Raw genomic sequence first — 26,244 nt, forward strand, 5'->3', positions numbered from 1 at the left:
GCGCTGGTTCGAATCCAGCTACCCCAGCCATAAAAGGTATGACCCGCTAGCTCAGTTGGTAGAGCATCTGACTTTTAATCAGAGGGTCAGGCGTTCGAGTCGCCTGCGGGTCACCATTTAACTGAATAAGCCCAGGTGGCGAAATTGGTAGACGCACAGGACTTAAAATCCTGCGGACCTTAAAATCCGTGCCGGTTCGACTCCGGCCCTGGGCACCATTCAATGCGGGTGTAGTTCAATGGTAGAACTTCAGCCTTCCAAGCTGACTACGTGGGTTCGATTCCCATCACCCGCTCCATGATGGAGCTGACACACTTACTTATTGAGTGTGTTTTATTTTATCCAGTTAAATAAAGGGATTTGAATATATTTTTGAAGGAGAAGGATGAGTGAGCTTAGTTTTTTATTATATTTCATTAATCTTTTTCTTTTTTGAATTAAATTATCTTTGTGGTAATAGAATAAACATGTTTTTGGGAAAATGGCATAACATAAAAGTAATTGTAATTCTTTTGAAGTGAGGTTGTTTTCATTAAAAATATGTTCTAATTGTTGAAGAGTAATAAAATCATTTAGATAAAGATTCAAGAGATCGTGTACAGTAAGATCTAAAATAATATTTTCTATCTTGTAGATATCTTCAAGGGATTGAATTGTTTGATGTTGCAAACTACAAGGTATTGTTGTAGAAGAAGAAAAATAATGATTTAAAAGTTCAATAGATAGCTGACAAAGGGTAAAAAGGGTATAATAGATGATTTGGTATTCTAAAGAATTTAAGGACGTATAGATTAGAATGGATTCGTAATATTGAATCCATTCTTTTTTTATAATGTTTATTGTTTTGGCTTCTAGAGGAATAAGAGAGATAGAAATGATTTTTTGGATATCGGTTGGAATGTTTAGTAATTGATAAAGAATAAACCCTTGAGATTGCTTTTGTTGGTAAATATTATCAATGATTTTAAAGGGATTGATTTGAAGTAAAGAAATGTATTTTTGAAAATAGAAGGGAAAGGGCTTATTTGTAAGATAATATTTATGAGAGTCATAAGTAAAAGTAAATTGGTCTTCTAAAGGAATATGATAATAATTTTGTAAGATATTTAATTTTGATACCATGAGGGCACCTCACCTTCAATTATTTCATAAACTAGAGGAATGGTATAATTTTCTTTAAAATGGTCATGATATAAAGGAACTAGAACTTGTAAAGTAATGGTTATATTTAAATCAATGGAGATTGCAAGATGATTAATGCCATAATTTTTTATCTTTTTATTAATATTTGACGATGTCAAAGAAAGTGTTTTATATTTAATAGAAAGACTTGGACCAACATTTTGTAAAAAAATATTATTAGTAAGAGAACCAAGAGGTACGCGAGCAATGATGCCTTGTTGTTTACTGATATGAAGAAGTTTTTTATTATAGGGAGAGGTGTCTTTCTTTTTATAGGTGCCATCTTCCAGCTTTAAAAGGGTTTCTTCAAGATTATTGATATAGTTTGTGGCGAGATCATTAATATAACTCATTTGAAAACTAATGGTATTATTTTCTTTTTTATAAAGCTTTTTCGTCTCTATTTTTTGAGTAAATGAAGTATGATTGATGAGTATTTGCATAAATTGATTGATTTCTTTGTGGGCGATATTTTCAATTTGAGGGGTGATACGAGATGAAAAAAAGTAAATTGTGAGAAAAAGTATAAGTATTATTATAAAAATATATTTTCCTCTTTTCATAATATCACCATTATAAATTATGTAAAAAAAAAGAAAGTAGAACAAATCTACTTTCTTCAATCTTAATAACCGGGTTTACCTAATAATTTGAACATGTTTTTCTTGTAAACTTCAACACCAGGTTGGTTGAATGGGTTTACTCCTAAGAAGTAAACTGACATAGCACATGACATTTCGAAGAAATAAACCATGTAACCAAATCCGTAAGCATCCATTTTATCTAATGAAATGATGATGTTTGGTACGTTACCAGTATTAACGTGAGCATCAATAGTACCTTCGCATGCTTTTTTGTTGACATAATCAACAGATTTACCAGCTAAGTAATTTAATCCATCTAAATCATCTGGATCACTTGGAATAATCATATCTTCTTGAGGATTTTTAACTTCGAAGATTGTTTCATATAAAACTTTAGAACCTTCTTGGATAAATTGTCCTAATGAATGTAAATCAGTTGAGAATACAGCGCTGTGAGGTAAAATACCTTTATTTTCTTTACCTTCAGATTCACCGTATAATTGTTTCCACCATTCAGCAACATTGTTTAATTGTAATTCATAAGTTACAAACATTTCTGCTGAATATCCAGCTTTATTTAATAATTGTCTTGCAACACCATAACGATAAGCATCGTTTGTTTCAATGTTTGAATCATTATATTTAACCATCGCATCTTTAGCACCTTTTAACATTTCATCAATGTCGATACCAGCCATAGCGATAGGAAATAAACCTACAGCAGTTAATACTGAATAACGTCCACCAATATCATCAGGGACAACGAATGTTACATAACCTTCATCAGTTGCTAATTTTTTAAGTGCACCTTTTTCTCTATCGGTAGTTGCTACGATTCTTTCACGAGCACCTTCTTTACCATATTTCTTTTCACACATTTCTTTGAAAATTCTAAAAGAAATAGAAGTTTCAGTAGTTGTTCCTGATTTAGAAATAACATTGATAGCGAAATCTTTACCTTCAATGTATTTAGCAACTTGATTAATATAAGTTGATGAGAAAGTATTACCAACATAGATGATTTCAACTTTGTCATCAGAATATAAACCGTTGATTGCTTCAATAGCAGCACGTGCTCCTAAATAAGATCCCCCGATACCGCATACTAATAATACGTCTACTTTTTCTCTTAATTTAGCAGCTGTTTCTTTCATTAATTGAACTTCTTCTTTGTCAAAATTTTCTGGTAATTCAACCCATCCAAGGAAATCGTTACCAGCACCTGTTTTGTTTTGAATCATATCATGAATTTCTGCTACTTTTTCTTTGTATGATCCTAAATCTTCAGCTAATTTTGCTTTTGATAAATCTAATGTGATCATTTAGTTTTCCTCCATTACACCTTGTTTTAACCATTCTTCCATTGCTTGAGCTAAAGGTGAAAAACCTTTAGGTGTTTCTACAATTGGTTTTCGCGGGTTTTTATAGACGAGTTTTTTGTCTTTCCTTCGAAAACGATTGTCAACAGCTTTCAAGCTTAATTTGGCGTGATTGCTAGAATGATCAAAATCAATGACTTTTACTTTAACAATATCATTAATATGAACATAACTGGCAATACTTTTAACAAATTTATCTGATATTTCTGAGATATGAATCAATCCTGTAGAACTATCAGGTAAAAGAGCAAAAGCACCGTAAGGTTGAATACCGGTTATTTTAACATCAATGATATCCCCTCGTTTGATAAGTTTTGTCACTTGATTTCACTCCTTGCGGCACTATTATAGCACAATTTAATCATATGTGTTGTATTTAATAAGGAAAAAATATAAAATATGGTGGGATTTATATGAAATAAGATCAAAGTTATAAAAAAGGAGTTTGCGAAAATGGAAAATATGGAAGAACAAATCAAAAATGTCATTCATAAATTAAGACCTTACCTTCAAAGAGATGGTGGAGATATTGAATACGTTGATTTTAAAGATGGAATCGTTTATGTAAGAATGCTTGGTGCTTGTGCAGGATGTACCATGATTGATGACACTTTAAAAGATGGTGTTGAACAAATTTTAATGGAAGAAGTTCCAGGTGTTTTAGAAGTACAAAATATTTCATCAGCATTATAGTACAAATTTCTTGCATTTATAGAGAGTTTGTAATATTATGTTTTAGTCGTTGGATTCATTATAAATTTCTTTTTACAAGTCACACTTATTTTAGGTGATGAAATTGGATGAAAAAAAGAAAAATCAAATCAAGATTGCTCATATTTTGAAAGATCTTGGTTTAGAAGATGAACTCATAGAAAAAATGACATCATTAAAAAAAGAAGAATATCAATAAAAATAAAAAGGACTCTTATTAAGAACCATGAGATGAAGATCGATGAAGTGGTGGCAACCCTATATGTTAGAAGGTGCCTTTACTGAGCAAGTTTATTCTTGAACAATAAGAGAAAGCTTCCTAACGGCTTTCTCTTTAGGAAGCTTTTTTATTTGATAAATGAAGGAGGAAGAAAAAATGAAAGAAAGAATTTTATTTACGTCAGAATCAGTATCAGAAGGACATCCTGATAAAGTTTGTGATCAAATCAGTGATGCAATTCTTGATGAATGTTTTAAACAAGATCCTAATTCACGTGTTGCTTGTGAATGTTTTGCAACAACAAATTTAGTCGTAATTGGTGGAGAAATTACTACAAATGCGAAAGTGGATTATGAAACTGTTGCAAGAAATGTTTTAAAAGAAATTGGTTATGATGATGAAGCTAAAGGTATGGATTATAAAACATGCAAAATCGAAGTTGTCATGGATAGTCAATCAAGTGATATTGCTCTTGGAACAAATGAAGAAGTTGGTGGTGCTGGAGATCAAGGAATTATGTTTGGTTATGCTACAAAAGAAACAGAAGGGTATATGCCTCTTGCTATTTCTATTGCTCATCATTTAGTTCGTTATGCTTCAACTTTAAGACATGAAGGAACTTTTAAATGGGCGAGACCTGATATGAAAGCACAAGTGACAATTGATTATACGGACGAAAAACCAGTGATTGATACAATTTTAATGTCTATTCAACATGACGATGATTTTAATGAAGAAGAATTTAAAAAATTCGTTAAAGAAAATATTATGGATGCCGTTGTAAAAAAATATGATATGAATACAGATTATCGTGTTTTAATCAATCCAACAGGACGTTTTGTTATTGGTGGTCCTCATGGAGATACTGGACTTACCGGAAGAAAAATTATTGTTGATACATATGGTGGATATGCACGTCATGGTGGGGGAGCTTTCTCTGGAAAAGATCCAACTAAAGTAGACCGTTCGGCTGCTTACATGGCACGTTATATTGCTAAAAACGTTGTTGCGGCTGATATGTGTGATGAACTTGAAATCCAATTATCTTATGCTATTGGTGTAAAAGAACCAACATCTATTTATATTGATACAAAAGGAACTGAAAAAGTACCTCATGATGTTATTCTTGAAGCAATCAAACAAGAATTTGATTTAACACCTGCAGGAATTATTCATACATTAAATTTAAGAACACCAATTTATAAAAAGACAGCTTCTTATGGGCATTTTGGTAGACCAGAAGCAAATTTACCTTGGGAACAGTTAGATAAGGTTGAAAATTTAAAAAAATATATGTAAAAAAGGCTCATGAATTGAGCTTTTTTTATTTTTAATATTTTTTCAAGAGATAAAAAGTTATATTAAAGTAGGAATTTAAGAAAGTTTATAGTATAATAAAGGTATCAAAAGGAGGAATTAATTATGAAAATTACATTAAGAGGAAAGAACATTGAAATCACAGAAGCAATTGAAGAAAAAGTTGGTGAAAAATTATCAAAATTAGATAAATACTTCATTGTCAGTGAAAATGTAGAAGCCAAAGTGCTTGTAAGAACTTATCCTTACGGACAAAAAATTGAAGTGACAATTCCTACTGAATATGTACTTTTAAGAGCTGAAGTTGTGGATCAAGATTTATACAATGCAATTGATTTAGTGATTGATAAACTAGAAGGTCAAATTAGAAAGTATAAAACAAGATTAAACAGAAAGTCAAAAGATAATAAACTTGCATTCAATTTAGCATCAATTGAACCACTAGATGACGAAGAAGAAGACGTATTGGTAAAAACAAAAACAATTACTCCAAAACCAATGGATATGGAAGAAGCAATTATGCAAATGGAATTAATTGGACATTCATTCTTCGTATATCGTGATACTGAAACAGATGCTATTAGTATTGTTTACCGTCGTAATGATGGCGATTATGGATTAATCGAAACTGAATAGTGCCATTTGGCTTAACAAAGAGGGTTTTGAGGATATGTTACTCCTATTTTACTCCCAAAAAATAATATTAAGAAAATCACTTATCTAAATGGGTAGGTGATTTTTATTTTAAAACAAAAAATATTTATGAGCATATACATAAAAAGGAGGTGCTTTTTATGGCATATGTAATCAAAAAACATCTCGCAAACCGTGCAAATTACGGTGGGAAAAGAGATACTTTGAAAATTAAATATTTAATTATTCATTATACAAGTAATGATGGTGATAGTGATGAGGCTAATGGGAGCTATTTTGCAAGAAGAATTGTTAAAGCATCAGCTCATTATTTCATAGATGATGATTCTGTGACATGCAGTGTTCCAGATGATTATGTTGCTTATAGTGTTGGAGGTAAGTGTCAATCAAATCATCATCCAATGTATCAAGTAATTACAAATACGAATTCTATTTCTATTGAAATGTGTGATACAAAAAAAGATGGGAAGGTAGAAATCACTAATCAAACTTTAGAAAATGTTTATGCTTTTTCACGATTATTAATGAAAAAATACAACATTAGTATTGATCGCGTTTATCGACACTTTGATGTTAATGGAAAATTATGTCCAAATTGTAATGGACTATTAGATGCTGCAATCTGGCAAAAATTTAAAAACAATATTGTTAATACTACAATGGAAAATCTAGAAAAATCTTCAACTATTCCTAAATCAGCAATAAATCCAAATAAAGATAGCGTAATTGCACGTGGACAACAACAATCAATAAATTTTACGAATCATTCTATTACTATTGATGGGATTTGTGGAAAGAATACTTTAAAAAATATGAGGCATTGTTTTCAAAAAGCGATAAATCTTGATTATGGAAAAAAATTATCCGTAGATGGTATTTTTGGTAAAAAGAGTAAAGCATCCTTGGGAAAACATTATGTAAAGAAAAATGACAAACAATATTTAGTAACGGCAGCAGAAATTGCTTTAATGTGTCGTGGTTATGAGGTTCATGGTGTTGAGTACCCTGGAATTTTTGGATCAGGTTTAGAAAAAGCTGTGAAACAATTTCAAAAAGATCGAGGATTGAAAGTGGATGGAATTGTAGGTAGAAAGACGATTTTAAAATTAATAGATGCTTAAAAAGAAGATTATGATTATTCAAGGAATTTTATATAGTGATAAAGCAAGTGGGTGGTATTATGAAACTTACAAATAATTTAGAGGATAAACCATTAAGGAGTTAGCTTTAAAATAGAATTAAAACAGGATATTATCCAATAGAGATGCTTCTTTCGCTTGAATTAAAATTATTGGAAGAATTTGATGTTTTGCGAATTACAGTAAAACAGTCAATGAATAAATTGATCTAATCAGGATATATTGTTAGAAAAAGGGTAAAAGAAATATTTGTTTTAAAGAAAAACGACAAGATTAAAACAGCTTTTCAATCTTCGTTCCATGGAATCTATGAAAAATAAAGAAATAATTAAGCTTATAAAGGCTTATGTAAAATAAAATCAATTTTTTAAGAAATTTGAAACAAATTTGAGACAAAAATACGCAAAAAGAGGTATATAATAGTAATAGAGGTTATATAAAAAATAGTCCATTTTTATTGGACTGTTTTTTTATAAAGATCTCCTTGATAAATATCACGTTCTTTCATTTGTTTATCAATATCATTTAAAATCGTAACTTTTTTAATTGACCACATTGGCGCAATTAAATCATCGATTTTACCATCACCTGTTAGTCTTTCAAGAACGATTTCAGGATTAATATAGCGAAGTTGTTCAACAACGATATCAATGTATTCTTGACGAGTAAGCATCTCAAATTCATGATTTTCATACATTTGTTGGAGCTTTGTGTTTTTCACTACAAAAAGCATATGAATTTTTAAAGCTTGAATATCGAGTTGACCAAGTGTTTTAGCTGTTTCAATCATCATTTCTTTTGTTTCGAAGGGAAGACCGTTGATGATATGGACACACACTTCTAAATTATATTGACGACATAGAGATAAACCATCAAGAAATTCTTGGTAGGTATGACCTCGATTAATCAGTTTACTTGTTTCATCGTGAATGGTTTGTAAGCCAAGTTCAATATAAACATCTTTTGTTTGATTAACTTCACTTAAGTAGCAAACGATTTCTTCATTTAGACAATCAGGACGTGTGGCAAGGGCAATTCCTTTAATATCTTCTTTTTCTAAAAAAGGTTGAATCATATTTTTGATTTTATCTAATGGTCCATAAGTGTTTGTATTTGCTTGAAAATAGGCAATATAAGCACATTCGGGCCATTTTCTTTTCATGATTTGTGAAATGGTTTGGAATTGTTTTTCTAAATGATCATGGACATTTCCAGCGTAATCACCAGATCCTGAGGAACTACAGAAAATGCAGCCACCATAGCCTTTTGAACCATCACGATTAGGACAGGTAAAGTCTGCGTTTAATGCAACTTTAGCAACTTTTTGATGGTATTTATTTTTTAAATAGTAGTTATAAGTATGATAACGTTTGTTATCTAAAGAGTATTTGAATTGATTCATTTTATCACCGAAGCAATTATAACATAAGGAGGAAGAAAATGGGATTAGAGTTAAAAAATGTTACAAAGAAATTTAAGACAATAGAAGGAGAAAATATTTTATTTGAAGATTTATCCATTACTTTTCCTAAACAAGGTCTTGTTGTTATTACAGGTGAAAGTGGGTGTGGGAAATCAACACTTTTACAATTGATTGCAGGAATAGATCAAGAATATGAAGGAGAAATTTTATTTAATCAAAAAAATATTAAAGAGATAAAGTATTATCGTCAACAAAATATAAGTTTTGTTTATCAAAATTATCAATTAATTGATTATTTGACAGTGAAAGAAAATTGTTTGTTTTATTGTCATTTAAAAGGAATCAAAGTAGACTTGGAAAAGTATCAATATTTAAGTGAGATTTTTGAATTACAAGGAATGGATAATCAAAAAATCAAAGACTTATCAGGTGGACAAAAACAACGCGTCGCTTTAATGAGGGCACTTCTATGTTCAAGCGCCCTTATTTTGTGTGATGAACCCACAGGAGCACTAGATAGTGATAATCGAAAGAAAGTTTATGAGATTCTAAAGAAGATCAGTCGAAAACATTTAGTCATTATCGTATCACATGATCAAGAGAGTCTTAAATATAGCTCGTATGTTCTTGATTTTAATTGTTTAAAACATCATTATCATTGGAATTATCAGCTTTACTTGCGTTATGAAACGAAAAAAAGAAAGTGCGGAAGTTTGTTGAAGGAAATGATAAAAATGATGATGAAGGATCAAAAAAAAGCAATGATGATGTTTGTTTCACAACTCTATATGATTTTAGCGATTACTTTGATTATAAGTGGTCTAAATGGTTTTCAAATTTATTATCAAAAACAGTATACAAAAACATTGAATAATAATTTAGTAATGATTCAAAAGAAAGATCAAAATCCTTTTAAAGAAAAAGAGATAAAACAATTAAAAGGAAACTATTTATATCGTTTGGATATGGGAAAGATTGAAGGACTAAAAAACTTTCAATCTTTTTCTATAAATAAAAAACTCAATCAAAATGAAGTGTATGTCAATAACACTTTTATAGAAAAATATAAGAAAACAAAAATTGCCTATATTCTTAATCAGCAAAGTTATGAATTAACTGTTAAAGGAGTTCTTCATGATACATATCAAGAACCTATTATTTATTATAGTTTTTCTTCTTTACCTGATGAACTAGCAATACAATGTGTTGATTTATCAACATGCTTGATTTATGTAAAAAACAAAGATTTTTTAGAAAATTACATAAGTCATTTACCAATGAAATATCAAGGAACGTGTCTTGTTTATGAGGAATATCGAAGCTATTTTGAATTGATTGATTTATTTACTAAAATCAGTTCTATTTTTATTCTTTTAAGCTTTTTAATTTCATTAGTATTAATGGGGTATCTTGTTTTATCCATGTTTTATGAAAATCAAAAAATTTATGCTTTGATGCTTGCAAATGGTTACCAAAATAAACATTTAAATTTGTTTATTTTAAAAAAAGTAACATTGACAATGATGACTATTGGCGTTTTTTCATGCTTTTTTTCTTTTTGCTTTTTACACACAATTAATTATTTTGATATTTCTAAAATAATATTTGGAATATCCAAACTATTTATTTTACCAAAAATAGGCAAGTATTCCTATTTTGTATATGTTTTCTATCTTTGCTGTTATGGTGTGCAAGGTATTTTGTTAAGTCTTTTTATGTTTATAAAAATGAAAAAAATAAAGATGTATGAATGTTTAAGGGAGGAATAGTATGCTAGAAATCAAGCATTTAACCAAAGCTTATGAACGCGTTATATTAAAAGATGTATGTTTGTCTTTTAAAGAAAAGGGACTTTATGTTATTACTGGGCAAAGTGGTTGTGGAAAGTCAACCCTTTTAAATATGATAGGGGGTCTAGATTCTAATTATCAAGGAATAATAGAGATGGATGGCAGGGACATTCAAACAATTCCTCGTTATATTCAAAAATATGTAGGATTTATTTTTCAACAGTTTCATTTGATTGAAGAGATGAGTGTTAAAGAAAATGAAACGTTAATATCTTATTTTAAAAGAATATTTTCAGCTAAAAAAGAGATTTTACTTTCACAATTAAAATTAAAAAATCTTCAATCTTATAAAACAAAATTACTTTCTGGTGGACAAAAACAACGTATTGCCATTTATCGAGGATTTATAGCTAATCACCCAGTTGTTTTATGTGATGAACCAACAGGGGCTTTAGATGTAAAAAATAGTGAAGAAGTGTTTAAGACTTTAAAAGAATTGGCAAAAGAAAAACTGGTGATCGTTATTAGTCATGATGAAAAACTTGCCTCTAAATATCACGATTACCTTTATGAAATCAAGAATCAACAGATTCATTTGGTTCATCAAAATAAAATAAAGGAAACAATCACAGCGAAAGAAAAAACAACAAAGAAATCTTTTTTTCAATTTTTATTAAAAGATTTTAAACTTTGCTGGAAAAGTCATTTTATTGTCATACAAGTTTTATTTATTGCACTTTTAAGTATTATGTTGACACTTTCTCTTACAAATTCAACAAATAAACAAATTCAAGCACAGCTTGAAAAGATCATTCCATCTACAACAATTATGTTGAAAAAGAAAAATAATGAGATGTTAACACAAAAGGATTTACAAAATATTCATCATAAAGAGATTACGTATCGTTTTTTACAAAATGATGATGTTGAATTTTTAGGCATTTCTCCATTAAAAAAATATCAAACGAATAAAACACTTTATATTTCTGATTATATTCAAAAACCAAAATATAAAATACAGGGGAAAGAGATTGGAAATGATCAAGAAATTATTCTTGCAAGATCAACTTATGAACAGCTGATTTATTTAACGAAACAAAAGAGTTTGATGAATCAAGAAGTTTATCTCTTTTTTGACTATCAAAATGAAGTAAAATCTTATCCTGTAAAAATAGTTGGAATTGAAGAAAAGGAGACTGTTATGGAAACTCTTTATTTAAAAGAGTTTGCGTTTAATCATTATTTACAAGAACTCTATCAGTTAGAACAAGGACATACAGCCTTTTTACAAGTAAAAAATAAAAAAGCAATGAAGATTTTAAAAGAGAAATATCCAATTTATCAATTTAAACTTGCAAATAGTTCGCTTTCTTCAACAATAGATAAAAAATTTAAACAGATAGAAATTATCTTTCTTGGTTTTAGTTCATTATCAATTATTACAGCTTGTTTTTTATTAGGTTTTGTTTTGTATTTAATGGTGATTAAAAGAAAAAAGTATTTTGCAATCTTACAAACCTTAGGTGCTTCACTTAAACAAGTATGTTTTATTGCTTTATTTCAAGGTTTGATTATTTCAGGTGTTGCTTTTTTCGAAGCGTTTCTTGTTTTAAATCAATTATTTGTTTTAGCAAACACTCTTATTAAAGAAAGTATCTCAAATTTGATGGATAATTTTTTTATAGTGTCCTATGAAATGATGGGTGTTATGTTTATTGTGGTACTTATTTTTACTCTACTTTGCAGTATGGTTCCGATTAAAAAAGTGAAGGAAATAGAGATTATAGAAGCTTTAAAAGGATAAGAAAAGTTTTAAAAGGATAAGAAAAGTTTTTTATTGCATATAAGTTACTATGTGGTATAATAAAAAGGCAAAATCAATGAATAGGAGTATTAGCAAATCCCCTATATTTAGAGAGTCAGTGGTTGGTGGAAACTGATTATAGCATTTGTGAACTCGCCTAGGAGATGTATTTTTGAATAAAGTAAAAAATATCGTAGAACTGCGTTAAAGTTTTGAGGTGCTAGAAGTGTTTATTTCTAGAACTAAGGTGGTATCGCGTTAAAATTGGCGTCCTTAGATAAGGACGCTTTTTTATATTTAAGGAGGAAAAATTATGCCGTTCGATCACACAAAAATAGAGCCAAAATGGCAAAAATATTGGGACGAAAACAAAACATTTAAAACAGATTGTTATGATGATTCAAAACCTAAATATTACTGTATGGATATGTTCCCATATCCATCTGGAAATGGTTTACATGTAGGACATCCTGAAGGATATACTGCAACAGATATCGTATCAAGAATGAAAAGAATGCAAGGATACAATGTATTACATCCAATGGGATTTGATTCATTTGGATTACCTGCTGAACAATTTGCGATTCAAACAGGTCATCATCCTGCAGAATTCACAAAGAAAAATATCGATGTTTTTAGAAAACAAATTAAATCATTAGGTTTTTCTTATGATTGGGATCGTGAAATTGCGACAAGTGATCCAGAATATTATAAATGGACACAATGGATTTTTACAAAATTATATGATCAAGGATTAGCATATATTGATGAAATTCCAGTTAACTGGTGTCCAGAATTAAAAGCTGTTCTTGCAAATGAAGAAGTTATTGATGGTAAGAGTGAACGTGGAGGATATCCTGTTATTCGTAAACCAATGCGTCAATGGGTTTTAAAAATCACTGAATATGCAGAAAGATTATTAGCTGATTTAGATGACTTAGATTGGCCAGAAGCTACAAAACAAATGCAACGTAACTGGATTGGTAAATCTATCGGGGCAAATGTTGATTTCAAAATTGATGGAACAAATAAAGTATTTACAGTTTTTACAACACGTTGTGATACATTATTTGGTGCAACATACTGTGTTATGGCACCAGAACATCCATATGTTGAAGAAATTACAACTGAAGCACAAAAAGCAGCTGTTGAAGCTTATAAAGAAAGCTGTGCAAGTAAATCTGACTTAGAAAGAACAGAACTTAATAAAGATAAAACAGGTATCTTCACTGGAGCTTATGCAATCAATCCTGTAAATGGTAAAAAAATTCCGATTTGGATTTCTGATTATGTACTTGCAAGTTATGGTACAGGAGCTATCATGGCTGTTCCAGCTCATGATGATCGTGACTATGAATTTGCTAAAAAATTCGGTATTGAAATCATTCCAGTATTAGAAGGTGGAAATATCGAAGAAGCTGCTTATACAGAAGATGGTGTTCATATCAATTCTGAATGGTTAAATGGTCTTGGGAAACAAGAAGCTATTGATAAAATGGTTGATTGGTTACAAGAACATCATTGTGGACAAAAGAAAGTATCTTATAAATTAAGAGATTGGTTATTTTCAAGACAACGCTATTGGGGTGAACCAATTCCTATCGTTCATATGGAAGATGGTACAATGCGTACAGTTCCTGTGGAAGAACTTCCATTAGAATTACCTGCAACTAAAAACTTCCAACCTCATGATAGTGGTGAATCACCACTTGCTAACTGTGAAGATTGGTTAGAAGTAGAAATCGATGGACAAAAAGGGCGTCGTGAAACAAATACAATGCCTCAATGGGCTGGATCATGTTGGTATTATATTCGTTATATTGATCCACATAATAGTGAACAAATTTGTGATCCAAAATTATTAGATAAATGGTTACCAGTTGATTTATATGTAGGTGGAGCAGAACATGCGGTATTACACTTATTATATTCTCGTTTCTGGCATAAAGTTCTTTATGATTGTGGTGTTGTTAAATGTAAAGAGCCATGGCAACGTTTAGTACATCAAGGTATGATTTTAGGAGACAACAACGAAAAAATGTCTAAATCTAGAGGTAACGTTGTTAATCCTGATGATATCGTAGCAAGTCATGGTGCTGATTCACTTCGTTTATATGAAATGTTTATGGGACCACTTGAAGCATCTCTTCCTTGGTCAACAAATGGATTAGATGGTTCTCGTAAATGGTTAGACCGTGTTTATCGTTTAATGATTGAAACAGGAAAATTATCTAATGAAAATGATCATAGTTTGGATCGTGTTTATCATCAAACTGTTAAAAAAGTAACTGATGATTTTGAAAAATTAGGTTTCAATACAGCTATTTCACAAATGATGATTTTCATTAATGAATGTTATAAAACAGAACATATCTATAAAGAATATGCTGAAAACTTTATTAAAATGCTTTCATGTATTGCACCTCATATTTGTGAAGAAATGTGGCAACAATTAGGACACAATGATTCAATTGCTTATGAACCATGGCCAACTTACGATGAAAAAATGTTAGTAAGTGATACTGTACAAATGGGTATTCAAGTTAATGGTAAATTAAGAGCTAAAATTGAAGTTGCTAAAGATGCAGATGATGAAGCTGTTAAAGAATTAGCATTCCAACAAGAAAACGTTAAAGCACATACTGACGGTAAAAATATCGTTAAAGTAATTGTGGTTAAAAATAAAATTGTAAACATTGTCGTTAAATAAAATATTACAAATGTTTAAGTAGAGATACGTCTCAAAAGCCTTGAAAAATCAAGCTTTTTGAAAAAAGTGTCTCTACTTTTTTATTTGCATATATTTTGATTAGTCTGCAAGAGTTCTTTTAATATTAACTAAACTAACGATAGGTAGTAATATAACTAACAAAAGGAAGTGAATGGATATGGAGAGGAAAGAAGAAATTATTCAAGCGACACTTATGTTAGCGTCTAAAAATGGAATAGACAATGTTTCAATGTCACAAATAGCGATGTAATTAGGAATAAGGAAACCATCATTGTATAATCATTTCCGTTCGAAGGATGAAATTGTAAAGGCAATGTATGATTATTTAAGAACACAAGCAAAAGAAAAACTAAAAATAACAGATCTTGATTATGGAAAACTTGTCAAAGATAAAAGTCTAGAAAAAGTTTTAAAATTAGCGGTTCATAATTATTGTAAGATGAGTACACAAAGTGATCTGTTTTCATTTTATAAAATCATTTATTCAACACGTTCTACAAATTGTATGGCTGCTCAAATTATGTGTGAGGAAACAGAAAAAATGCTTTTAGCAACTAAAAATCTTTTTTATGCATTACAAGTTCATCAAAAAATATTTGTAAAAGATATTGATCAGGCAGCTATCTCTTTTACAATGACAATACATTCTTTGATTGATTATCAATTAGATAGGAAAAGTGCAGGAAATAAATTTAATGAGGATATATTAGATAATTATATTTGTTGGTTTAGTACGGAATTTGGTGGTAAAGATGAAGAAAATATTGATTAATTATTTAGGACTTTTAGGAATTATATCTTTGATTTCTTACACTCTTGCTGTTGTTTTTTCACCATTTGGCTGAAAATAGAGCTTTAGCGTTATGGGCATTGCTTGCTTTAATTTTTATGATTTTAGAAGTTATTGGCACAAAGAATGTTCTGCGTTCTTTTTTTGGTATTCCGGAAAGATTTTCAGTCTTCGCAGTTACAGGATTTAATGCTGTCTTGGGAATTTATTTAATGGGTTTAAAGGAGAAAAAGATGCAAGCAAAAAATCTAATAATTTGTAAAGAAATTAGAGAATATTATCATGATGTTGAAAATTTAGTGAGAGATAGTTTTTGGAATGTATATCGTCCTGATTGTTATGAACATTATTTGCTTAATCAAATAAGAAATGATGAAGATTTTGTGAGTGATTTGGATTATGTGATGTTTTTAAATAATAAAATAATTGGACAAATTATTTTTATGAAGGCTTTAATTAAAATAGATGAGGGTAGAAATTTAGATGTTATGACCATAGGGCCTATTTCTATTGCAAATGATTTTAAAAGACAAGGATATGGAAAAATACTTATTGAATATGCACTTGAAAAAGCTAGAGAATTAGGATGTGGTGCTGTTTGTCTAGAAGGAAATATTGATTTTTATGGAAAAGTAGGTTTTGATTATGCTAAAAAATATGGCATACGCTATCATGGATTACCTGAAAATGAAGATAGTTCATTCTTTTTATGCAAAGAACTTATAAAAGGCTATCTAGATCACACTCGAGGTGAATATTTTACACCTCAAGGTTATTTTATTGACGAAACGAAAGTGGATGTCTTTGACCGACAATTTCCATCTAAGAAAAAATTAAAAATGCCAGGTCAAATATTTTAATGAATATTGGCAAAAAGGAAAAATAAAATGGTATCAAGTCAGAAATATTTAGATTATGTTTTAGAACAATTGAATGGTTTAGAAGAAATTACTTATCGAAAAATGATGGGTGAGTACATTCTTTACTATCAAGGAAAAATAGTAGGTGGTATTTATGATGATCGTTTACTTGTTAAACCTGTAGCATCAGCAATTACTTATATGAAAGAGCCTGTTTATGAATATCCATATACAGGTGCAAAGGAAATGCTTCTTGTAAAAGAAGTGGATGATTCTTCTTTTATAAAAGGATTATTTAAAGTGATGGTTGATGAACTTTCAATGACTAAAAAGAAAAAATAGAATATTTTGAGGAATTATGGATTTTGCTGTAATTCTTTTTTTATTTTTGTTAAAAAAAGGTGTAATTATGATAAAATATTTACAAGAGAAAGATGGGTGATTCCGTGAAAAGACAAGAAATCTATAAAACATCATTTAATCTTATTTAAAAGCAATGTTTGTATTTTTTGTTTTCTTTTTAATTTGTTCGTTTACGTTCTTCTTTTATATTAAAGAAGATATTGTAAATGAATCTGTTGATAAAGTTTTGATGAATACGGAAAAACAAACAGAAAGTTTAAAAGAATACATAAATATTTAATATCGTTATCTTGAAGGAATTGGAAATCATATTAGTAGACAAGATCTTTTCTGTGAAGATAATATTAATTTAATAAAATCAATTAAGAAATATACAAAACTTGAAAATGTTGGAATTATTAATTGTGATGGGGAAAGTCATTATGATAATGGCGCTGTTAAAAATGTTGCCCATCGTGAGTATTTTCAAGAAGCACTTAAGGGGAAAAGGGTTTTGAGTGATCCACTTGAAAGTGCTATTGCTGGGGAAACAAGGGTTATTTTGGCGGTTCCTATTTATAATCAACAAAAAGAGATTATTGGGGTTTTAGGTGGTAGTTATGATATCGGTAATTTGAATAAAATTGTTTTTAAAAATATCTATGGTGGAAAAGGTTCAACGTTTATTGTTTCTAAAGATGGACGATTGATTACTTATGATACTGCTTTCAAGAATAAAAAAATTTTACAAGCAGAAAGTATTTATAGCTATTTTGCAGGTTATGATGTTTTGTCGACGGATAAACTTCAAAGTTTAAGAGAAAAATTTACTAAACAAAAAAAAGGCTATATAACATTGAATTATCAAAATAAAAAATCATATATGGCATATTATCCACTAAAAATCAATGATTGGATCATGTGTTATAGCATTGATGCTGATGTTGCTCAAGAATCTTATACAGTTATTATTAGCTTAGGGTATCTACTCTTTACATTATTTGTTTTAGGTTTACTGGTACTTCTTTATACAATTTTTAACATCAACAAAAAACATCAAAAGAATCTATTAGAATATGTTAGAAAAGATGCGCTTACAGGAATTAAAAATAAAGAAACTTTAAAAACGGAAATTACAAATTATCTTGCAAAGGATAAATCTCAACATACCGGGGCTTTATTTATGATTGATGTTGATAACTTTAAAATGGTCAATGATCTTAATGGTCATGTTATAGGTGATGAAGTATTAAAAGCTTTTGGTACTCTTTTGAAAGAATCGTTTGCCGTAGATGATATTGTTGGTCGTGCTGGTGGTGATGAATTTATTGTTTTTGTTAAAGAAATTGAAGATGAAATACAAGCTCAAAAGAAAGCAAATGAAGTATGTCAAAAGATAAGAGAAATTTACATTGAAGACTTTAAAGGAAGTATTTCATGTAGTATTGGTATTGCCTTTTATCCAAAACATGGAATAACATTTAAAACTTTATATAATTTAGCGGATCAAGCTCTTTATCAGACAAAAAATCAAGGTCGTAATGGGTATACTTGTTATATAGAAAAATAATTAATTATAGATAAAAACTATTGAAACAATAATTTTTATCTATTTTTATTTATGTAAATAGGATTGTATAATTTCTAGGCAAGGAGAGAAGGAAAATGAATAAATCTTATTTATATTTAATGACTACGTTTATGTTATGGGGAAGTTTATATGTTGTTAGTCAATTTGTTTTAGGAAAGATTCCTACATTTACAGTTGCAATGTTTCGTTATTTGATTGCATTTATTGCGTTAAGCTTTATATCTTTAAAAAGTAAGAAAGAAAAGATTGAAAAAAGTGATTATAAATATTTCTTTATTATGGGATTTATTGGTTATTTTATTTCTGTGGATTGCCAATTATTAGGAACAAAGATTTCTGGTGGTTCAATGGTTTCTTTGATTAATTCTCTTAATCCAATTATTATCAGTGTAATGGCAATGATTATTTTAAATGAAAAACTAGAAATTAATAAAATTATTGGAATTATTCTTTCACTATTTGGTGTTTATATGATTGTTGGAACAGGAGCCAATATTGAATTTATTGGTGTTCTTATTTCTTTCATTGCTGTTATTGGTTGGGCTTTTATGTCTGTTATTTCAAGAAAGATTTCTAATAAATACAGTGCGCTTACTCTTACAAAGGTTTCAATGCTTATTGCGACAGTATGTAATATACCTGTTTCTTTTTTAGAAATTCAAATAACACATCCACTCATTCAAATTGATATAGGAGCCATTTTAGGAATTTTATATATGGGAATAGTTTGTACAGCCTTTACAAATATTTTATGGAATAAAAGTTTATCAATGCTTCCTGCTAATACATGTAGTGCTTTTTATCCTATTCAAACACTAACATCTTCTTTTTTGGGGGTGCTTGTTTTTCATGAGATTTTGACAACATCCTTTGTTTTAGGATCAACATTTATCATTGTTGGTGTGTTGATTAGTTTACTATTTCAAAAACGCACTCGAAAAGAGGAAGAAGTCCTAGTATAATAATACTAGGTGATGACAATGAATTTATATCAATTGCGTTATTTTGTAACGCTTGCTAAAGAGGAACATTATACAAAAGCCACTGCAAAATCACATATTACACAACCGAGTTTGACTCATGCAATTCATCTAATGGAAGATGAAATAGGATTAAGTTTATTTGAACGGAAGGGAAGAAATGTTATTCTTACAAAATATGGACATCTTTTTCTAAAAGAAATAGAAAATCTTCCTTTCATTACTTTTACTAAAAGTAGTGGAATTCGTTCTATGATCGATCATATTTTAGAAAAGAAAAATATTCATCCATGTATATCTATGGAAATAGAAGAAGATGAAGTGGTAGGTGGTTTTGTAGGACATGATTTAGGAATTGCTATTGTTCCTGACATGGCTGTTTATGATTTGTTACCAATTAAAAAAATAAAAATCAAAGACTTAGAAGATCAACAAACTTTTTATATGGCTTATTTAAAAGATAACGAAAAATCAAAAGCATTTAAACAATTTATTGACTATGTAGTAGGTGAAAAAAATGATTGGTGATCGTATTAATGATATTTTAAATAGCCAAGTAGAGTCTTCAAGTTTATCAGCTTTATGTCTTTTTTTAAAAGACAATATTAAAATGATTCCACAATTAACGATTCAAGACATCGCCAAGGCTTGTCATATTTCAAAAGGGCAAGTATCTAAATGTATCAAGATGTTAGATTATAAAAATTATGAGGAGTTTCGTTTTGCCTGTTTACAACAAATTGATTCTCTTACACGACATAAACAATTTTTCGATGATACGCAATCAGAAAAAGAAAATATAAACGCATTTACAAAGTATTTAGTTCAAGAAATAAATTATGTAAGCCAACATCTTTCGATGGATGAACTTATGAAAATGATTAGGAAAATTCAAAATGCACATCATGTCTACCTTTATGCAAGAGGAGATGCGAGAAGTTATTGTTATCAACTTTTAAGAGAATTGAATATTAAACATATATCTTGTACTTTATGTGATGGTAATTTTAAAAAGGATTATGTTTATCAAAAAGATGATTTATTATTGATTATCAGTACAAATGGAAACCTCTTTACTTTTGATCAACGAATTGTTAAAAGATTAAAAGAAGCTAAAATATTTAAGTTTCTTATTACCTGTCAAGAAATAAATGATTTTGATCAAACGTTTAGAATACAAACACATAATGCTTTATATAACGAATACAGCATGCGTCATGTTTTGGATTTAGTATTGTTATTGCTTTAGTTTCCTTTTTGGAAACTTTTTTAATTTATCTTGCAAAAATGTTTAAGATGTTTTTGTAAGATAAAGGAGGAATGACAATGGGATTTAGAAAAGATTTTTTATGGGGTGGCGCTACTGCTGCGAATCAATGCGAAGGTGGTGTTAACCAAGGGAAGAGAGGTCTTGCTAATGTCGATTTAATGCCGTTAGGAAAAGATCGTTATCTAGTTGGGACAGGAAAGAAGAAAATGTATGATTTTGATCAAGAACATTTTTATCCTGCCTTAACAGCAATAGATTTTTATCATCATTATCAAAGTGATATTGCTTTATTTGCGCAAATGGGTTTTAAGACATTTCGTCTTTCGATTGCTTGGACACGCATTTTTCCACAAGGTGATGAAAGTGAGCCAAACGAAGAAGGGCTTCAATTTTATGAAAATATTTTTAAAGAATGCCATAAATATGGTATTGAACCTCTTGTAACTATAAATCATTTTGATTGTCCAATGCATTTAGTAAAGACAATAGGGGGATGGCGCAGTCGAAAAATGATTCATTATTTTTATAAACTTTGTAAGGTATTATTTACACGTTATAAAGGCCTTGTTAAATACTGGATTACATTCAATGAAATCAATATGATTTTACATTTTCCTTTTGTAGCGGCTGGACTTTGTTTTGAAAAAGGTGAAAATGAAATACAAGCAATGATTACATGTGTTCATCATCAACTTGTCGCAAGTGCAATGGTTACGAAACTTGCCCATGAAGTAGATGAAAAGAATCAGATAGGTTGTATGTTGGCGGCGGGCTCTTATTATCCGGAAACTTGTAAACCTGAAGATTATTGGCAAGCGATTTGTGATAATAGAGAGGTCTATATGTTTGCTGATGTACAAGCTCGAGGTTATTATCCATCTTATGCATTAAAATGGATTAAAAAAAGAAAGGCCAACATTCCCTTTGAAAAAGGTGATCAAGAAATACTTATGAAAAATACAGTAGATTTTGTAAGTTTTTCTTATTATTCTTCAAGGGTAAGTAGCAGTGATTTAAGTAAAGGAAAACAAAGTGAAAGTAATATCTTTGCTTCAGCAAAAAATCCATATCTAAAAGAAAGTGATTGGGGTTGGGCTATTGATCCATTAGGTTTTAGAAGTACAATCAATGAACTTTATGATCGTTATCAAAAACCACTTTTTGTTGTAGAAAATGGTTTGGGAGCAAGTGATGTTGTAGAAGAAGATGGAACGATTCATGATGAATACCGTATTGATTATTTAAGACAACATATTCAAGCAATGAAAGATGCCGTAGAAGAAGATGGTGTTGATTTAATAGGGTATACAACATGGGGTTGTATTGATTTGATTTCTAATGGGACAGGAGAAGTACAAAAGCGTTATGGTTTTATTTATGTAGATCGTGATAATCTAGGAAAAGGAACTTATCAAAGAAAGAAAAAAGATTCATTTGAATGGTATAAAAAAGTTATAGAAAGTAATGGGGAAAATCTTGATTAAAGTTGCTATTTATTGTTAGATTGAAAGCTTCTTTTCTAAATAGAAAAGAGGCTTTCTTATGGCTTTAAAATGATAATCTCCAAAAGTGGAGGAAGCAATATGGAAACATTATTCAATTCTAATAAAAAAACATCAAAGAAAACACAAGAAGCAATTGCTTAAGCAATTAGTAAAGATAAAATTGTTATTTTAAATACAGGAAAAAATCAAACAGAACTTGAAGAGTTTTATGATATTCTACCAAGAGTATGTTATTTAAATTGTATTTTTGGAGCACTTGTTTAAGATTTAAAAGAAAGCATTGTATCAAAAAAAGTTTGATGAGGATACTTTAAAAAACTATTAGAAATTGCGGTAAAGGAAGATGATTTTATTCATTTTCTAACAGAAAAATCTTTTGTTCAAAAAGGAAAAGTTGAAAGAATATCACATAGAAAGCTACCAAGAAATGTATAAACGTGTGACAATTCAAAAAGAAAATCTTGTAGAGTTTTATTTCAACAATCCTTTTCCGGTTTATAAATTAAATCTTTATCATCAAAGTTCAAAGTCAAGGCAAAGAACCTATAATCGTATTCAAGAAACTTATTTAGATGTTTAAATGGCACTTACTGAAGAAACATCTTTAGAAATCATTTGTAAAAATATTAATAAAGGAAATGGTTTAAAACATTTATGCCAAGTTTTAAATTTACCAACTGAACAAATAACTGTGGTTAGAATGGATGTGTAGAAGTAATTAAAAATTATTTATTAAAAGAGTTACGAGAGTTACTTTTTTTGTGCTAGGATAATAAACGAAGGAAGTGTTTTAGGTGTTTAAAAAACAAAAGAAAATGACAGTAATGGATTTTACAGGAATCTATGAAAATGAAAATTTTTATAAACATAAAAATATTGAATGGCTTGATTTTCGTGAATTGCAAGGAGTTTATGGCTATTGCAGTCAACAAGCAAGAAAAAGTATTGAAGATAAAATAAAGGATTTATCACCGGAAGGCATTCATTTTATAGATTCAGGAAATTTTCATTATGTGAGTGAATTTTGGATAGAGAAAATTAAACAGAGTTTTATTTTAGTTGTTTTTGATCATCATAGTGATATGGTACAACCTTTATTTGATAATATTTTAAGTTGTGGTTCCTGGATTTTAAACAGTATTGAAAATAATGTGTATTTAAAGAAAATTATTCTTATAGGAATCGATGAAAAACAGGTTTCTTTAATTCCTAAACATCAAGATAAAGTTTTATACCTTAAAAATGATGATTTAGAAAATTTGGAAGTTTGGAAAAAAATCGATGATTTGTTACACCGTTATCCTTTATATATTTCAATTGATAAAGATGTTTTATCGAAACGTGTGGTGCAAACAGATTGGGATCAAGGTTCAATGCAACTTATTGAATTTAAAATATTACTTGCTTATTTATTTAAAAACAGTCATACCATTGGTGTTGATATTTGTGGAGAATGTGCTAATGAAGTTGGGCTTCTAAATGAAATTAAAGAAGATGATGTCTTTAATAAAAAAATTCTTTCATTTTTAAAAGAAGAAGAAAACTAAAATAGGACCAAGATTTTTGTCTTGGTCCTATTTTAAAGTATTGTGTAACATATTTAAAAGTAATTCTACAAAAATAACCACGATTGATTGTAAATCAACGATTGATTGTTTAGATAATGTATAGCCTGGTAAAATAAGAGTATTTTCAATAGATAATTTAGGTTTCGAATTTAAAGTAATTAAATACGTATTTTCTGAAGCATTTGAAAGATCAAAAAAACGAGAAACATTATTTTGATTTCCTTCGATAGAAAAATAAATCAATAAATCATCTTCATGAATCGTATTATAAAGATGACTGGCTTGCATATAATCATAGGCAAAATAAGTATTAATACCTAAATCTTGTAATCCTAAAACTAAATGCTTTGCTGGTAAAGAGGAATAATGAACACCGATGATGTAGATGGTTTTGGTGTTTTTTATTTGTTCAATAAGTTGATTGAGTTTGTTTTGATCGATGTTATTAAATTGACGAATAACTGATAAATATTGAGAAATTTGTTGATTGAATAAATTTTCAGGATTCACTTCAATATGTTCTTGATGAAGATAATGTACCATATCAAAACGAAAATCTTTATAACCTTTATATCCTAAAACTCGGCAAAATCTTAAAATACCAGAAGTTGAAACTTGGCATAGTTCAGCAATTTTTGTAATTGTTGCTGTTTCAACGGCAGAAGGATTTTGAATAATGTAGTCATAGACTTTACGTTCTGTTTTCGAAAAATCATTTTTATGTAAGTGTATCGTATCCATTAAATTCATAGTATCACCTCATGTTTATTTTATCTAATTGTGATAAAATTGTCAAAATAATATGTAACTATTGACAAAGTAATGGAAGAAGAATAATATAAAATTGTAAAAATTATCAAAATAAAGTGTAAAAAGTAACAGGAGGCTATTATGAAACAATTACCAAAAGGATTTTTATGGGGAGGAGCAACAGCTGACTTTCAATATGAAGGAGGATTCAATGAAGGAGGACGTGGACTTTTATCTCATGATTTTGAAACCGATGGTTCTCAAGAAAATCCAAGACATCATACTTTCCAAATGCCAGATGGAACAATCTTAAAACCACGAAGTTCATTTTTCTATGCAGATCCAGTACCTAGTGAAGCTAAACCAGTTTTTTTAGATGATCAATATTATCCAAGTCATCAAGCAGTTGACTTCTATCATCATTACAAAGAAGATATTGCTTTAATGGCTGGAATGGGCTTTAATGTTTTTCGGTTTAGTATTTGTTGGAGCCGTATTTATCCATTAGGGGATGAAGAAACGCCAAATGAAGAAGGGTTAAAATTTTATGATGAAGTTATTTCAGAACTTGAAAAATATCATATGGAACCACTTATTACCATTTGTCATGATGAAATGCCAATGCATCTTGCTTTAAAATACGGTGGGTGGTCAAACCGATATGTTATTGATTGTTATGTAAAATATTGTAAGACATTATTTGAAAGATTTGGAACACGTTGTAAGTACTGGTTAACATTTAATGAAATCAATGCAGTTAGAGGATTTGGTCCATGTGGAACAAGAGAAAGTGATGGAAAAGTAAGATATCAAGCAGACCATCATATGTTTGTTGCCAGTGCTAAAGCTGTTATTTTAGGACATCAAATGATGCCAGAAAGTATGTTTGGAACAATGTATGCGATGAGTGAACTTTATCCAGCAACATGTAAACCAGAAGACATATTTAAACGCCTTCAAGCAAGAAGAGAAAACTGGTATTTTATTGATACAATGGCAAGAGGATATTATCATCCTTATGCTAAAAGTGTGTGGCAACATCATGGATTTGATTCATTAGAAATTACAGAAGAAGATAAAGAAATCTTAAAAGAAGGACAATTAGACTTCGTATCATTTTCTTATTATCGTTCTAATACAGTAAAAAAAGATGATCTTTGGTTTAATGTTGGCGGTTCTTCGAATCCTTATTTAGAAAATACACCTTGGGGATGGCCTGTTGATCCACTTGGACTAAGACATTGTATGAATGAAATTTATGATCGTATCCAAAAACCAATTTTTATTGTTGAAAATGGTATGGGTGCCATTGATGAAGCAGATGAAAATGGTTATGTAGAAGATGATTATCGTATTGAATATCTTCAAAAACATTTATCTGCAATGGCTGATGCCATTAATATTGACGGTGTCGATTGTTTAGGCTATACAATGTGGGGACCTATCGATCTTGTCTCTTTATCAACGGGAGAAATGAAAAAACGTTATGGATTTATCTATGTTGATATGGATGATAAAGGAAATGGGACTTTAAAACGTACGAAGAAAAAATCTTATGATTGGATGAAACATATCATTGAAACAAATGGAAAAGCACTTGATGAAAAGCTCTAGCATTCGCTAGAGTTCTTTTCATTCTTGACACTTCTTTATA

General features: G+C 29.5%; 25 protein-coding genes, 3 tRNA genes, 1 riboswitch and 1 other annotated feature. Of the genes, 22 read left to right on the forward strand and 6 right to left on the reverse strand.

Annotated elements, in window-relative coordinates:
• Nucleotides 1–40 precede the first annotated feature (40 nt).
• The 3 genes from C7U55_RS04720 to C7U55_RS04730 all read left to right on the forward strand — a co-directional run bounded on the left by C7U55_RS04720 (nt 41) and on the right by C7U55_RS04730 (nt 298).
• A tRNA-Lys gene (locus C7U55_RS04720) sits at nt 41–116 on the forward strand.
• Between the two features lie 13 nt (nt 117–129).
• A tRNA-Leu gene (locus C7U55_RS04725) sits at nt 130–218 on the forward strand.
• A 6-nt stretch (nt 219–224) separates the two neighbouring features.
• A tRNA-Gly gene (locus C7U55_RS04730) sits at nt 225–298 on the forward strand.
• Nucleotides 299–333: 35 nt separating this feature from the next.
• Here the strand turns inward: C7U55_RS04730 and C7U55_RS04735 are convergent.
• The 4 genes from C7U55_RS04735 to C7U55_RS04750 form a co-directional block, all read right to left on the reverse strand.
• Nucleotides 334–1,122: a hypothetical protein gene (locus C7U55_RS04735; protein WP_106987568.1), complete on the reverse strand. Its 789-nt coding sequence runs from the start codon at nt 1,120–1,122 to the stop codon at nt 334–336.
• A complete protein-coding gene (locus C7U55_RS04740) occupies nt 1,107–1,745 on the reverse strand; it encodes a sporulation protein YunB (RefSeq protein ID WP_106987569.1) in 639 nt (212 codons plus the stop codon). Before C7U55_RS04740 ends, C7U55_RS04735 begins: the two co-directional genes overlap by 16 nt.
• Nucleotides 1,746–1,807: 62 nt before the next feature.
• Nucleotides 1,808–3,088 (reverse strand): glucose-6-phosphate isomerase, encoded by a 1,281-nt coding sequence (locus C7U55_RS04745; RefSeq protein ID WP_106987570.1) that lies wholly within the window; start codon nt 3,086–3,088, stop codon nt 1,808–1,810.
• Nucleotides 3,089–3,466 carry a S1 RNA-binding domain-containing protein gene (locus C7U55_RS04750; protein ID WP_106987571.1) on the reverse strand — a complete coding sequence of 126 codons (378 nt, stop codon included), beginning with the start codon at nt 3,464–3,466 and terminating at the stop codon, nt 3,089–3,091.
• Nucleotides 3,467–3,598: 132 nt separating this feature from the next.
• Here C7U55_RS04750 and C7U55_RS04755 point away from each other — a divergent pair, with 132 nt between their 5' ends.
• The 4 genes from C7U55_RS04755 to C7U55_RS13760 all read left to right on the forward strand — a co-directional run bounded on the left by C7U55_RS04755 (nt 3,599) and on the right by C7U55_RS13760 (nt 7,168).
• On the forward strand, nt 3,599–3,838 hold the full coding sequence (locus tag C7U55_RS04755; RefSeq protein WP_106987572.1) for a NifU family protein: 240 nt from the start codon (nt 3,599–3,601) through the stop codon (nt 3,836–3,838).
• A gap of 229 nt (nt 3,839–4,067) precedes the next feature.
• Nucleotides 4,068–4,167, forward strand: a riboswitch (SAM riboswitch).
• 65 nt (nt 4,168–4,232) lie between these two features.
• The gene (metK, locus tag C7U55_RS04760) at nt 4,233–5,375 is read left to right on the forward strand and encodes a methionine adenosyltransferase (protein ID WP_106987573.1); all 1,143 of its coding nucleotides are present in this window, start codon (nt 4,233–4,235) and stop codon (nt 5,373–5,375) included.
• 123 nt (nt 5,376–5,498) lie between these two features.
• The gene (gene hpf, locus C7U55_RS04765) at nt 5,499–6,029 is read left to right on the forward strand and encodes a ribosome hibernation-promoting factor, HPF/YfiA family (RefSeq protein ID WP_106987574.1); all 531 of its coding nucleotides are present in this window, start codon (nt 5,499–5,501) and stop codon (nt 6,027–6,029) included.
• A 158-nt stretch (nt 6,030–6,187) separates the two neighbouring features.
• Nucleotides 6,188–7,168 (forward strand): peptidoglycan recognition protein family protein, encoded by a 981-nt coding sequence (locus tag C7U55_RS13760; RefSeq protein WP_106987575.1) that lies wholly within the window; start codon nt 6,188–6,190, stop codon nt 7,166–7,168.
• A 472-nt stretch (nt 7,169–7,640) separates the two neighbouring features.
• Here C7U55_RS13760 and C7U55_RS04775 read toward each other — a convergent pair whose 3' ends face one another.
• Nucleotides 7,641–8,588: a TIGR01212 family radical SAM protein gene (locus C7U55_RS04775; RefSeq protein WP_106987576.1), complete on the reverse strand. Its 948-nt coding sequence runs from the start codon at nt 8,586–8,588 to the stop codon at nt 7,641–7,643.
• 38 nt (nt 8,589–8,626) lie between these two features.
• Between C7U55_RS04775 and C7U55_RS04780 the strand changes: the two genes are divergently transcribed.
• From C7U55_RS04780 to C7U55_RS04845, 14 genes are all read left to right on the forward strand, one after another.
• The gene (locus C7U55_RS04780; protein ID WP_106987577.1) at nt 8,627–10,378 is read left to right on the forward strand and encodes an ABC transporter ATP-binding protein/permease; all 1,752 of its coding nucleotides are present in this window, start codon (nt 8,627–8,629) and stop codon (nt 10,376–10,378) included.
• A 1-nt stretch (nt 10,379) separates the two neighbouring features.
• Nucleotides 10,380–12,203 (forward strand): ATP-binding cassette domain-containing protein, encoded by a 1,824-nt coding sequence (locus tag C7U55_RS04785; protein WP_106987578.1) that lies wholly within the window; start codon nt 10,380–10,382, stop codon nt 12,201–12,203.
• Between the two features lie 67 nt (nt 12,204–12,270).
• Nucleotides 12,271–12,481, forward strand: a binding site (T-box leader).
• A gap of 35 nt (nt 12,482–12,516) precedes the next feature.
• A complete protein-coding gene (gene leuS, locus C7U55_RS04790; RefSeq protein ID WP_106987579.1) occupies nt 12,517–14,913 on the forward strand; it encodes a leucine--tRNA ligase in 2,397 nt (798 codons plus the stop codon).
• Nucleotides 14,914–15,205: 292 nt separating this feature from the next.
• Nucleotides 15,206–15,706, forward strand: a complete 501-nt coding sequence (locus tag C7U55_RS04795; protein ID WP_162297408.1) for a hypothetical protein — start codon at nt 15,206–15,208, stop codon at nt 15,704–15,706.
• A 65-nt stretch (nt 15,707–15,771) separates the two neighbouring features.
• Nucleotides 15,772–16,584 (forward strand): GNAT family N-acetyltransferase, encoded by an 813-nt coding sequence (locus C7U55_RS04800; RefSeq protein WP_204638400.1) that lies wholly within the window; start codon nt 15,772–15,774, stop codon nt 16,582–16,584.
• Nucleotides 16,585–16,611: 27 nt separating this feature from the next.
• On the forward strand, nt 16,612–16,926 hold the full coding sequence (locus C7U55_RS04805; RefSeq protein WP_106987581.1) for a TfoX/Sxy family protein: 315 nt from the start codon (nt 16,612–16,614) through the stop codon (nt 16,924–16,926).
• A gap of 382 nt (nt 16,927–17,308) precedes the next feature.
• Complete coding sequence (locus C7U55_RS04810; RefSeq protein WP_396129985.1) at nt 17,309–18,496, forward strand: sensor domain-containing diguanylate cyclase; 1,188 nt, start codon at nt 17,309–17,311, stop codon at nt 18,494–18,496.
• A 95-nt stretch (nt 18,497–18,591) separates the two neighbouring features.
• A complete protein-coding gene (locus C7U55_RS04815) occupies nt 18,592–19,479 on the forward strand; it encodes a DMT family transporter (protein ID WP_106987583.1) in 888 nt (295 codons plus the stop codon).
• 18 nt (nt 19,480–19,497) lie between these two features.
• On the forward strand, nt 19,498–20,025 hold the full coding sequence (locus tag C7U55_RS13660) for a LysR family transcriptional regulator (protein WP_106987584.1): 528 nt from the start codon (nt 19,498–19,500) through the stop codon (nt 20,023–20,025).
• Entirely contained in the window at nt 20,015–20,746 is a 732-nt protein-coding gene (locus tag C7U55_RS04825; protein ID WP_106987585.1) for a MurR/RpiR family transcriptional regulator, read from the forward strand. The genes C7U55_RS13660 and C7U55_RS04825 overlap by 11 nt, the downstream gene beginning before the upstream one ends.
• A gap of 77 nt (nt 20,747–20,823) precedes the next feature.
• A complete protein-coding gene (locus tag C7U55_RS04830; RefSeq protein ID WP_106987586.1) occupies nt 20,824–22,251 on the forward strand; it encodes a 6-phospho-beta-glucosidase in 1,428 nt (475 codons plus the stop codon).
• 415 nt (nt 22,252–22,666) lie between these two features.
• Complete coding sequence (locus tag C7U55_RS04835) at nt 22,667–22,852, forward strand: hypothetical protein (protein WP_146139607.1); 186 nt, start codon at nt 22,667–22,669, stop codon at nt 22,850–22,852.
• Nucleotides 22,853–22,984, forward strand: a complete 132-nt coding sequence (locus C7U55_RS04840) for an HAD hydrolase family protein (RefSeq protein ID WP_106987588.1) — start codon at nt 22,853–22,855, stop codon at nt 22,982–22,984.
• 82 nt (nt 22,985–23,066) lie between these two features.
• The gene (locus tag C7U55_RS04845; protein WP_227213215.1) at nt 23,067–23,819 is read left to right on the forward strand and encodes an arginase family protein; all 753 of its coding nucleotides are present in this window, start codon (nt 23,067–23,069) and stop codon (nt 23,817–23,819) included.
• A 27-nt stretch (nt 23,820–23,846) separates the two neighbouring features.
• Here C7U55_RS04845 and C7U55_RS04850 read toward each other — a convergent pair whose 3' ends face one another.
• A complete protein-coding gene (locus C7U55_RS04850; RefSeq protein ID WP_106987589.1) occupies nt 23,847–24,590 on the reverse strand; it encodes a MurR/RpiR family transcriptional regulator in 744 nt (247 codons plus the stop codon).
• Between the two features lie 141 nt (nt 24,591–24,731).
• On the opposite strand from C7U55_RS04850, the gene C7U55_RS04855 reads away from it, so the two are divergent.
• Entirely contained in the window at nt 24,732–26,204 is a 1,473-nt protein-coding gene (locus C7U55_RS04855; protein WP_193446927.1) for a glycoside hydrolase family 1 protein, read from the forward strand.
• Nucleotides 26,205–26,244: the final 40 nt, after the last annotated feature.

This window comes from Faecalibacillus faecis, from assembly GCF_003024675.1.
In the GTDB taxonomy this organism is placed as follows: Bacteria; Bacillota_I; Bacilli_A; order Erysipelotrichales; family Coprobacillaceae; genus Faecalibacillus; species Faecalibacillus faecis.